Annotated in this window: 11 protein-coding genes and 1 tRNA gene; 9 read left to right on the top strand and 3 right to left on the bottom strand. The window is 47.5% G+C overall.

From position 1 onward, the window contains the following. Nucleotides 1–139: 139 nt before the first annotated feature. The 6 genes from VMT62_12030 to VMT62_12005 all read left to right on the top strand — a co-directional run bounded on the left by VMT62_12030 (nt 140) and on the right by VMT62_12005 (nt 5,626). The gene (locus VMT62_12030) at nt 140–421 is read left to right on the top strand and encodes a DUF5659 domain-containing protein (GenBank protein HVN97150.1); all 282 of its coding nucleotides are present in this window, start codon (nt 140–142) and stop codon (nt 419–421) included. Next, a complete protein-coding gene (locus VMT62_12025) occupies nt 399–1,133 on the top strand; it encodes a hypothetical protein (GenBank protein ID HVN97149.1) in 735 nt (244 codons plus the stop codon). Before VMT62_12030 ends, VMT62_12025 begins: the two co-directional genes overlap by 23 nt. Further along, a complete protein-coding gene (locus VMT62_12020) occupies nt 1,133–2,746 on the top strand; it encodes an AAA family ATPase (GenBank protein HVN97148.1) in 1,614 nt (537 codons plus the stop codon). The genes VMT62_12025 and VMT62_12020 overlap by 1 nt, the downstream gene beginning before the upstream one ends. After that, nucleotides 2,734–3,012 (top strand): hypothetical protein, encoded by a 279-nt coding sequence (locus VMT62_12015; GenBank protein ID HVN97147.1) that lies wholly within the window; start codon nt 2,734–2,736, stop codon nt 3,010–3,012. Before VMT62_12020 ends, VMT62_12015 begins: the two co-directional genes overlap by 13 nt. Nucleotides 3,013–3,035: 23 nt before the next feature. Then, on the top strand, nt 3,036–3,602 hold the full coding sequence (locus VMT62_12010) for a hypothetical protein (protein HVN97146.1): 567 nt from the start codon (nt 3,036–3,038) through the stop codon (nt 3,600–3,602). A gap of 1,046 nt (nt 3,603–4,648) precedes the next feature. Beyond that, the gene (locus VMT62_12005) at nt 4,649–5,626 is read left to right on the top strand and encodes a site-specific integrase (GenBank protein HVN97145.1); all 978 of its coding nucleotides are present in this window, start codon (nt 4,649–4,651) and stop codon (nt 5,624–5,626) included. A 44-nt stretch (nt 5,627–5,670) separates the two neighbouring features. On the opposite strand, the gene VMT62_12000 is transcribed toward VMT62_12005, so the two are convergent. Further along, nucleotides 5,671–5,743: transfer RNA gene (locus VMT62_12000), tRNA-Phe, on the bottom strand. 118 nt (nt 5,744–5,861) lie between these two features. Between VMT62_12000 and VMT62_11995 the strand changes: the two genes are divergently transcribed. From VMT62_11995 to VMT62_11985, 3 genes are read left to right on the top strand one after another with little or no spacing between them, the layout of a single operon-like run. Further along, nucleotides 5,862–7,088, top strand: a complete 1,227-nt coding sequence (locus tag VMT62_11995) for a DUF1015 domain-containing protein (protein ID HVN97144.1) — start codon at nt 5,862–5,864, stop codon at nt 7,086–7,088. Then, the gene (locus VMT62_11990) at nt 7,066–7,821 is read left to right on the top strand and encodes a methyltransferase (protein HVN97143.1); all 756 of its coding nucleotides are present in this window, start codon (nt 7,066–7,068) and stop codon (nt 7,819–7,821) included. Before VMT62_11995 ends, VMT62_11990 begins: the two co-directional genes overlap by 23 nt. Nucleotides 7,822–7,823: 2 nt before the next feature. Continuing rightward, on the top strand, nt 7,824–8,792 hold the full coding sequence (locus tag VMT62_11985; protein ID HVN97142.1) for a polyprenyl synthetase family protein: 969 nt from the start codon (nt 7,824–7,826) through the stop codon (nt 8,790–8,792). Nucleotides 8,793–8,897: 105 nt separating this feature from the next. On the opposite strand, the gene glgC is transcribed toward VMT62_11985, so the two are convergent. Then, a complete protein-coding gene (gene glgC, locus VMT62_11980; protein ID HVN97141.1) occupies nt 8,898–10,127 on the bottom strand; it encodes a glucose-1-phosphate adenylyltransferase in 1,230 nt (409 codons plus the stop codon). A 113-nt stretch (nt 10,128–10,240) separates the two neighbouring features. Next, the gene (rsmI, locus tag VMT62_11975; protein HVN97140.1) at nt 10,241–10,975 is read right to left on the bottom strand and encodes a 16S rRNA (cytidine(1402)-2'-O)-methyltransferase; all 735 of its coding nucleotides are present in this window, start codon (nt 10,973–10,975) and stop codon (nt 10,241–10,243) included. Nucleotides 10,976–11,038: the final 63 nt, after the last annotated feature.

Here is an 11,038-nt window from a genome sequence, read left to right as displayed (position 1 = left end):
TTAAGCAACTGAATATTTTGTAACCCCGACACCGCAGCCCCGTCAAAATAACAAGCCTTTAGTTACAATAGATTCCGTTTTCTTGCCGTAAAATGCCACACATGGACACGGACATTGATCCGGCGACAAAGGAGGGCAAATGGCAGAGACACGGAAAATCAATCTTCTCGATATTTATCTTTCCTCTTTCCTCTCACTACACGGTATAGAACCAGCGCTCGAACTCAAAAGCGGCAAAGTGGTCTTCACCTTTGAAGCAGACGATCAGGTGTATCGGCTGATGAATCTCTTCAATGGTAATGTTGATGTTCCGGTGGCCGACTTTGTGACTACCGTGAAAACCCTTCGTGGAAAAATGCTCTCCGCGAAGGAAACAAGAAATGGAAATGGGGAATGGTATGGACAATCCTTTATCCGATAAAACTCGCACTCTTTTCGAAAAACCAATTTTTGATACCTTCTTCAACCCTGGCGAGGTTGTAGAAATCCGTGTGCCTCATTTTAAGGGCCGCATAAACGGCGAAAATGTCCGAGGCGCGATATCGGGCTATTTCGATGACCATGGCGCTTTCTGCGAAGCCGCAAAGACACTGGACGGACAATCTCACGATGGTATCTATTTCACGTTACAAGTAATTGATCGGCGGCTGTTAGCGAGGGCCTTTAATAGAATGAAGGCGGGTATTTTGACAACCTCTGACAATAATGTCCTTGCCTATCGCCGGCTTCCTATCGACCTTGATCCTGTGAGACCTTCGGGCATTTCCTCAAGCGATACCGAGCTAAAAGAAGCCCTTGACCTCAGAGAGACGGTGTCTTGCTGGATTGCCGATAATCTTCCCTTTCCTAAACCTGTCAAAGCCATGTCAGGTAACGGCGGGCATTTGCTTTATGGATTGCCAGACCTGCCAGTCAACAAAGAGAATCAAGACTTTATAAAGAATACCCTTGAGGGACTCGCACAGCGATTCAATACGGACAAGGTAAAGATTGACACTACCGTATTTAATCCGGCGCGTATATGGAAGCTCTACGGAACGAAGGCGTGTAAAGGCGATGAACTACCCGCCAATCAACACAGGGACGGCAGACCCCATAGGATGGCCTATATTGAAGACCTGGGGGGTAAGTAATGGAAACCATAAGCCGAGAAGCATTGGAACGCGCACAGAGCATTTTAGGCACAAATGAACAGGATACACGGGCCAAGAGGAAGAATGGTTTTGATGTTGAAGCATACCTGAAGCATTACGGGGTTGAGGTTGTAAAGGTAAAACAGAATGGAAGCTCGACCCTATACTGTCTCAAAGAATGTGTCTTTGACCCGGCGCATACATCGAATGAGTCTGCCATAGGGATTACCTCAGAGGGAAAGGAATTCTATCAATGCTTTCATGAATCCTGTAAAGATCACAGGTGGAGGGATGCGCGGGAACGGATAAGCGGGGCAGATTCGCTGAAACCGTTCATGTCTACGATACTGTCCAATAGTCCGTATATATATACACCGGACAGAAAGGACAATAAGACAACGAAGGACTATCAAGGGTTTACAGAGGGGGGTATTCAAAACCCACTGGACAGTAACAAGCCGTCTTTCGACCCTCTTGCCGTCCTGAAAAAAGGTTCCGACCTCATGGCCCTGGACATTAAGGTTGAATGGCTTGTTGCTAACCTGATACCGAAACAGAGCATTACCCTTCTTCATGGTCGGGGCGGTATCGGAAAGACATGGGTTACCTTGACGCTCGCTCATGCGGTATCAAAGGGAATACTCTTCATGGGATTAGAGACCTTTCAATGTCCGGTGGTCTATGTTGATTACGAAAACTCTCTCCCTGTCCTTGTGGAAAGGGTGAAGAAGATAGAGGCTGCCGATGTCCTCTACTGGCACAACACGAATGAAATGAGACCGCCCAAGATTGACGCAAGAGAATGGGAACTATACAAGACCCTGCCCGTGGGCCTTCTCATCTATGACACCCTCAGAGCTTCACAGACAAAAGACGAAAACGACTCGCGGCAAATGGCAGACGTAATGACCCGGTTAAAGGAACTCAGAGACGTGGGTTTTACGATCCTGCTTCTCCATCATACGCCCAAAGGAAACGACCAGACGTACAAGGGGAGTACCGCTATTCTTGACCTTGCCGACCACGTCTTGAGCTTGCATAAGGTGAGAAAAGGCAGCCTCGAAGAAACGGACGATGAGGACAGCGAAAATGTCTATTACCGTTTCGGAACAAAGCACAAGACCCGGTATGAACCTTTTCATATCTTCCTTGAGTTTCAGAAGGAACATGGCTTTGTCGTAGCACCCGACCCGGACACTGAGGAACTCGAAGAGATATACGACCTTCTCAGGGAAGAAAGGGAACCCCTAAAGCAATCACGGTTCTATGATCTTGTCAAAACAAAACTTGGTATAAGCTCGAAAGGGAAGGCAATAAGACTCTTCAACAAGGGGATCGGAAAATATTGGGAAACGAAGCGCACCGAAGGAAGGGGCCGGGCGGTTCTTTATTGTCCTATTGTCCAACCACATATAGATAAGGACAGTAAGACAGAGTCCAAAAGCGATAAGACAAAACCCTCTGAAACCACATTGCGCAGCGTTGATAACACTGCATTGTCTGACTGTCCAGCCGGTATTAAGACAGAAAGGACAGAGACAGGGAATGATGTCTTTGTCCGGGAGACCGAAACAGACATTCCCAAAGTGAAAGGTGAACCATGGACCTTCTGAAGATCCTCAAACCTATCCGTATGAATAGCAAGATAGTACAACCGGGACAGATGGTGAAGGTCATCGATGAACAGACGTTGATTGACCGTGGAATCGCCCGAAGACTTACAGAGGATGACGCACAAGCGATTTTGCACGAGTACGTGCAATGTGCGGAGAGCCTCTTCTCCGAGATACCACAGAGAAACACAATATCATTCGGTGAACACAAGACCATTCACCAAGGAAGATTATTGCAGGAACGATTAACCATGACGGTTAAATAACCATGCTTCGGAGGTTAAGAGTTATGCGAGCAAAGATAATTGACGATGACAGGTTGTTAGCGATGCACAAGGAGGGGAAGTCACAAAAGGAAATTGCAGCATTCTTCAACGTGTCTCCCGTGGCAGTATGTAAAAGGCTCAAGAGATTACTACCCTCACCGGAATCAGTCCTTGATAAGTATGATCTTACCAAGAAGGAAAGAGCTTTCGTGATGGCAAAATCACAGGGAAAGACAAACACGGAGGCAGCACTTGAAAGCTATGAGGTGACATCGAGAAGAAGCGCGAAGGTGATCGGCTCACAACTTATGGGCAGTCCTACCGTCAATGTGGCCATTGATGAACTTATGGATCATCACGGGCTTACAAAAAGCTACCGGGTGTTGAAATTGAAACAACATATCGACAACAGAGACCCTAATGTCAGTCTGAAAGCATTGGATCAGACATTCAAGCTTGATGGTTCCTACAAGCCTGAAGATGAGGGCCACCGTGACACGTTGATTATCATAAATTCCATTGCGGAGCTACAAAGACAAAGGCACAAGGAAGATGGTGACCGAGAGGTTATAGAGATTGAACCAAATTAACCTTGTTACGGCGGGGGCGGTTTACATTGCCCATGTATGGCCATATAGACCCCCGGCACCCCCCAAGGGCCGAGTCTTTGAACCTGAAGACGTTCAGATGATCGTATCGGCTGTCAAAACAGGATCGACCCTTCGACAATGTAGGGCCGGGCATAATACGGGCATACACCTTCACGGACTCACCAATACCAATGCTTTCCAAAGGCGCGTTGGATACAGAATCCCCTGTTCTGACCGTATTCTATCGGGCATATGATGCGTAAGGCTGAGCAAAGACCGCAGAAAAGGCTGTACAGCTTACAGGATACCGCCATGTATCTTGGTAGGTCTTTGAACTCTGTTCGGCAAATGTTATGGGACGGTAAGCTTCCTCATATCCGAGATGGCAAAAGAATTTTCATCGATGTCAGAGACCTTGACCAATGGATAAACCAAAACAAACAAACTCTTACTTATTAGCTACAGATATGACTTATCGGCCACAGAACAAAAATTACTTATTATGATGCACATCATGTAAGGAGTGAATACAGTGCCGTATCCTATAATTCTTCTTACCTCCGGGAACGCAACTCAATCATTTCCATCCCCCCCAACGATTGACCCGGAGGTATTCTCTTATAACAGAGCAATGCAAATAAATATTATGAAAATAAACTTGACTAAGCGAATCGCTTATCTTATACTTAATTAAGATGAAGCCCCAAGACCTTATAGAATGGCGCAATCGTAACGGATATACACAGGTTCAACTTGCTGAAGCACTCGGTGTTCATCCCATGACGGTGAGCAAATGGGAAAGAAGCGTTCACCGGAAAGAAATACCATCATTCCTGCATCTTGCCCTTGATGCATTGGAGTGTAAGAACAAGGAGGTGAAGAAAGGCAAAGGGACACGGAAAAAGAAAACGAAAAGGGAGGTGTAAACAATGGGTTCGATCTATAAGCAGAACAACGGCAAGACATGGACTATCAAATATTACCGCAACGGAAAGCCCTATCGGGAATGTGTTCATTCAGAGAAGATTAGCGATGCCGAGAGACTCTTGAAGCTCAGAGAGGGGCAGATCATGCAGGGGCAGTTTGTGGGTCTGAAAGCTGAAAGAACCCTCTTTGATGAACTCGCAAAGGATTTGATCGTTGACTATCAGATCAATGCACGAAAGTCTCTTATAAGAGCCGAAAGAAGCGTAGGCCATCTAAAGAAATACTTCGAGGGGCACAGAGCGAACGATATCAGCACAGACAAGATAAAGAACTATATCGCTGTAAGGCAGGAAGAAGGTGCTGAAAATGCTACCATCAACAGAGAGCTTTCGGCATTGAAAAGGATGTTTACACTTGCGGTAAGGCATACACCGAGAAAGGTCAATCAAATACCATATATTCCTATGCTCGAAGAAAGGAACACAAGGACAGGCTTTTTTGAGGTTACGGATTATTTGAGGCTGAAAGATGCTTTACCGGACTATCTGAAACCCGTTCTTGTCATGGGATACCATACGGGCATGAGGAAAGAAGAAATCTTATCCTTGACCTGGAAACAAGTGAACATCTTCGATAAGAAGATAACCCTCGATGCGGGAACGACAAAGAATGATGAACAGCGGGTAATTTATCTTTCCGGTGAACTGTATGAAACAATCCTGAATCAGCAGAAAGTCAGAGACCAGGGATACCCCCAATGTCCCTTTGTATTCTTCTGTAAGGGCCATAGAATAGTTGATTTTCGTAAGGCCTGGATTAAGGCCTTTGACGATGCAGGAATCGAATTAAAGCTATTCCATGACCTCAGAAGAAGCGCTGTAAGAAATATGGTCAATTGCGGCATACCGGAAAAAACAGCAATGAAGATATCAGGACATAAAACAAGATCAGTATTTGACCGCTACAACATAGTCAATGAAGAGAACCTGAAGGATGCCAGCGAAAGACTTTCAATGCAGTTTGAGCAGCACAAAGACATAATAGCTCAGAATGGTCTTAATTCAGGCATAATTTCTATTTCTGGTTATAGGGGATAGACGGTGAAAAGCGATAAATCCTTGATAATCCAAGAAAGAAGAAATGCCGAGGAGCGGAATTGAACCACTGACACGGGGATTTTCAGTCCCCTGCTCTACCGACTGAGCTACCTCGGCATTTGATGCTTATTTAAAACATAATCATTTGGCCTCTGTCAATACTTTCATGGCAACGAAGACAAACAAGACAAACCCTTTGACAGATAATAATCCCATGTGTTAACACATATATTCTATGCGGGACGCCCTGACAAAACCGTTCAAAGGAATTCTTTACAACAAACAGAAGGTCAGTGACGTCTCTTCCGTGGTATGTCCGCCCTACGACGTGATCTCGCAGGTCGAGCCCTACTATAAAAAGCACAATCTGAATGCCATACGCCTCGAGCTGCCTCAGGCCGCCCCTCCCTTGAACCAGTATGAGACCGCCCGGCGTACCATGGACGAGTGGCTGAAAGAAGGTGTCTTGTCGCGTGATGCAAGCGAGGCAGTCTATGTGTATGAGCAGGAATTTGAGCTGGAGAATCAGCCGTTTCTCAGAAGGGGTTTTATCGCCCTCCACAAACTCGATAAAGAACGCATACTGACGCATGAAGAAACCAGAAAGAAGGCCAAGGCAGATCGCGAGCAGCTGATCGGCACGTTGAAAACATATACGAGTCTCATCTTTGGCCTCTACGAGGACAAAGATCTTGCGATCGAGAATATCCTCGCCGGTCCTCTCAAAGAGAAGATCTACGACTTCGTGGATGAGCAGTCGATCCGTAACCGGTTCTACAGAATGACTGACAACGATGCGGTTACGGCGCTTAGTGCCATGATGGGTGAGAAGAAGATTTACATAGCGGATGGACACCACAGACTTGATGTGTCGTACAGGCTCGGTGTCCCCTACGTGCCCCTTTATCTGACCAACATGTACTCACAGGGTATTGTAATCCTCCCGTATCACCGGATCGTCAAGTTCGAAAAAGAGCGTCCCCTGGGTGAAATGCTCAGCCTCCTCTCGGACTACTTTGATGTTGCGCCTCATCCATACAAAGACAGGGGTTCTGTGAAGCAGGCCCTCACAGCCGTTGAGAAGTCCTCCAGGCTTTCCTTCGTGCTTTATTCCAAAGATGATGCCAACAACCTCTACATTGTAACCCAAAACAAGCCCATACCTTCTTACGAAGCCCTGGACGTACGTCGCTCCCTCAAGAGATTGAAAGTCAATGCGATCCACGCCGGGGTAATCAAAGACCTTTTGAAAATAAAAGACGAAGAGATTTCCTTCACCCAGGACCATTACGAAACAGTCGATTCTGTTCGTGAAGGAGCCCTGGACCTTGCATTCTTTCTTCCCCCCACGAGTGTCGAAGAGGTCAAGGACATAGCGGACAACAGCCTCTACATGCCGCCAAAATCGACCTTCTTCTATCCTAAGATACTCACCGGTCTTGTTTTTTATCAGTATGCGTGATGCGGTCGGGAATTCGGAAACGCTCGATATCCTCTGCGATGAGCAGTTAAAGCTGATTCAAAAGGCAGATGGTTATCGTTTCTCCGTCGACGCATTTCTTCTCGCCAACTTTATCACCCTGAAGAAACGAGAAAGATTGTTGGATATTGGCACCGGGTGTGGTATCATACCTATCTATCTCGCGAAGAAAGGTTATACGAACTACATGCTCGGTGTGGAAATTCAGCAAGACCTCTTTGATCTGGCCGTAAGGAACAAGGCCTTGAACCAAGTGGGCGATCGCGTGCAATTCTTGAGAGGGGATATCAGAAAAGAGGTCCGCGAACTGAAGAACAGACCCTTTCACATCGTTGTTTCCAATCCGCCTTATACAAAGAAAGGTTCGGGAAGGACAAGTCCGGGGCACTCTCGATATGTGGCCCGTTACGAATCGCACCTTGATCTTGTCGGGCTTTTGTCTGCAGCGTCATCACTTCTTAACCCAAAGGGCCGCTTTTATGTCATATACCCGACAAAAAGACTGGCTGAGCTCATATCTCAAGCGCAATCGAAGAGGCTCGCGCTCAAACGCCTGCGGCTTGTGTATCCCAAGAAAGACGCGGAAGCCAACCTGTTCCTTGCCGAGTTTGTGAAAGAGGGCGGCGTGGGCGTCTTGGTGGAAAAACCGCTTATTGTACACGAGAACGGTCAAAACACCGAAGAAGTGAGAAAATACTACGCGTTAAAAGGTTGATCATGGCTGATTTTATCAAACTTGTGGAGAGGGATTTAAAGAAACTGGAGCTTTCCATCGACAAACTCATGACCACCAGAATCGGATTTATCAAAGAAATCGTAAACTACATCATGAAGTCAGGTGGTAAGCGGGTGAGGCCGATCCTCGTTATCCTTTGCTCAAAATTGTGCGGGTACAGGGGAGAGAAGTATATTCCTTTCGCTGCCATCATAGAATTTATCCATACCGCCACACTGCTTCATGATGACGTGGTAGACAACGCGAGGACCAGGAGGGGTTTTTCCACGGTAAATACGGTCTGGGGCAACGAGCCGAGTGTGCTCGTTGGAGATTTCCTCTATTCCAAGTCCTTTGAGCTCATGTCCCGTGAGGGAAACAACGAGATCCTGAAAACCATTTCTCACGCCACCACAGCCCTGTCCGAAGGCGAGATACTGGAGATCGTCAAAACAGCCGACATCAACACCACAGAAAAAGACTATTTCGAAATCATCGGAAATAAGACTGCAATTCTTTTCTCCGCCGCATGTGAGATAGGGGCGATCCTCGGTAATGTCACAAAAGGGCAGAGGGATGCGTTGAAGAATTTCGGATATAAGCTCGGTATAGCATTTCAATTGAGGGACGACATCCTCGACTATACGTCATACGACGATGTCCTGGGCAAACACGTGGGCACAGACTTAAAAGAAGGCAAGCTGACCCTCCCTCTGATATGGGCCTTAAAGTCAGCCGGAGAAAAAGAACGAAAGGCAGTGGAAGGAATCCTCAAGAGAGAGACCATCTCGCAGAGGGATTTCGAGCGTATCATCAAGCTCATCCGAAAATACGACGGCATTGGCTACACTTCAGTGGCCACGGAGAGATACCTGGCGGACGCGAAGAGACATCTTTCCCAATTCCCTGCCTCTCAATATAAAGACGCCCTGCAGTCCCTTGCCGATTATATGTTCAAACGGGAAAAATAGAAACGTATTTTGAAGAATTAAGAGGCTTCGGAGCCGTACGTCGCTTAAAGGCACGGCGGACTTAAGGCTTACTCACCACCCGTATAGATGGTAGATGGCCCTTACCTAAAGAATTTCACCCTTGGGTATGACCACTATCCCCTCCTCGGATACATAAAATCTTTCCCTGTCTTTTTCGGGGTCATACCCTATTTTCATCCCGTCGGGAATTCTCACGCCCTTGTCGATGATAGCCTTTCTTACCTTTGCTCTCATCCCTATGACCACGTTATGGAAGAGTATGGACTCACGCACCTCGGCGTAACTGTTCACCCGGACCCCAGGGGAGAGTATCGATTGGATTATTTTGCCGCCGCTTATGATGACACCACTGCAGATGATCGAATCGAGTGCCATTCCCGCCCTGCCCCTTTCCTCATCGGCAAACACGGTCTTGGCCGGCGGATATTGACCTTCGTAAGTCCTGATGGGCCAGTTCCTGTCATAAAGGTTAAAGACGGGGCTCACGGAAGCCAGGTCCATATTTGCCTTCCAATACGCATCTATGGTGCCGATATCCCTCCAGTAGCTCGCATCTCTTTCCGCACTTGCCGCACCGTGCCTGTATACGAATACCCGATGCTCCGGGTACATCGAGGGTATAATGTCTTTTCCGAAATCATGAGATGAGTCGTTTTTCGCGTCTTTGTTCAACATTTCGATTAAGACATTTCTGTTGAACACATATATGCCCATGGAAACGAAGGCCCTCTCAGGCTTACCGGCCACAGGATGCGGGTTCTGGGGCTTTTCTTCAAAGCCAATTACCCTCCCGTCTGCCTCTGCCTGTATAACGCCAAACCGCGAGGCCTCGTCGATGCTCGTCTCGACGGCCGAAATAGTGAGATCAGCCTTCTTGCTCCGGTGATATCTGATGAAATGACTGTAATCCATCTTGTAGATATGATCGCCTGAGAGGATCACCACGTAATCGGCGTCGAGCTGTTCAAGGTGGAACAGATTCTGATATACCGCATCGGCCGTCCCCCTGTACCACTCCTCTCCGACCCTCATCTCAGGAGAGAGGTGCGAGACGAACTCACCCAATTCCGGGTTAAGGATGCTCCACGCATCCCTTGTATGCTCTATAAGCGAATGTGACTTGTACTGGGGAAGAACAAAGATCTGACGTATGCCCGAATTGACACAATTACTCAGGGTGAAATCGATGACACGATATTTCCCCCCGAAGGGAACCGCAGGTTTGGCCCTGTCTTTTGTAAGGGGGTGCAACCGGACGCCGATGCCCCCGGCAAGCACAAAAGCCATAGCGTTATGTATGATTCTCGATTTCATGCCCTAATATAATACATTATCGGCAAATGGGTGCAAAGAATAATATGGGAGCCTCTCACGCCCTGAGTTAGCCGCAACCGGATTGAGCGTCGCCTGAACCACGAGGCGTCTTATCAGCAAATCCCTCGCCCAATATCCGGCAGCCCGCCATTATCCCGAACCACTTCTTTCTTACTTCCCTCAACGATGATGGTAAATTCCCCCTTGACCCAGTCTTCGGGCAAGGATTCGAGGATGGCATCTATGCTACCTCTCACAGTCTTCTCGTGGACCTTGGTCATCTCTTTGAAGATCACAGCCTGCCTGTTGCCAAAAACTTCGCGAATAGTCTCAAGCGTCCCCTTAATCCTTCTCGGCGATTCGTAGAACACCATTGGATACGGTAATGCGACGAGTTCTTTCAATATCTTCTTCTGTTTACCTTTTTTCTGCGGCATAAAGCCAAAGAACAAGAATCGATCCGCAAATAGACCCGAAATGGAAACCGCTCCCACGGCCGCCGAGGGGCCAGGCACCGCTTTCACCTCGACGCCCTCTTCGTAGCAGGCCCTGACAACATAATTTCCGGGGTCTGACACGCCGGGCGTGCCGGCGCTCGTTATCAAGGCGCATCGTGCGCCCTTTCTTAACCGCTGCGCGATCTGGCTAGCTTTTCGTTCCTCATTGTAGCTGTTGATCGATACTATCGATTTTCTGATTGCAAGATGATTGAGGAGTTTCAATGCCCGGGCGCTGCTTTCAGCCACAACGAAATCGACCTCTCCCAAGACCTCTATAGCCCGAAGAGTAATGTCCTTCAAATTCCCTATAGGGGTGGCAACTACATAAAGAATTCCGTTTAAATCCATACGGCTAAAGCTTAGTACACCGCAAATCACTTGACAAGTACAAAAAAAGTTTAGAGAATAAGC

This window comes from Syntrophorhabdaceae bacterium, assembly GCA_035541755.1.
Classification (GTDB): Bacteria; Desulfobacterota; Syntrophorhabdia; order Syntrophorhabdales; family Syntrophorhabdaceae; genus PNOF01.
This window is presented reverse-complemented; position numbering and strand designations above follow the sequence as displayed.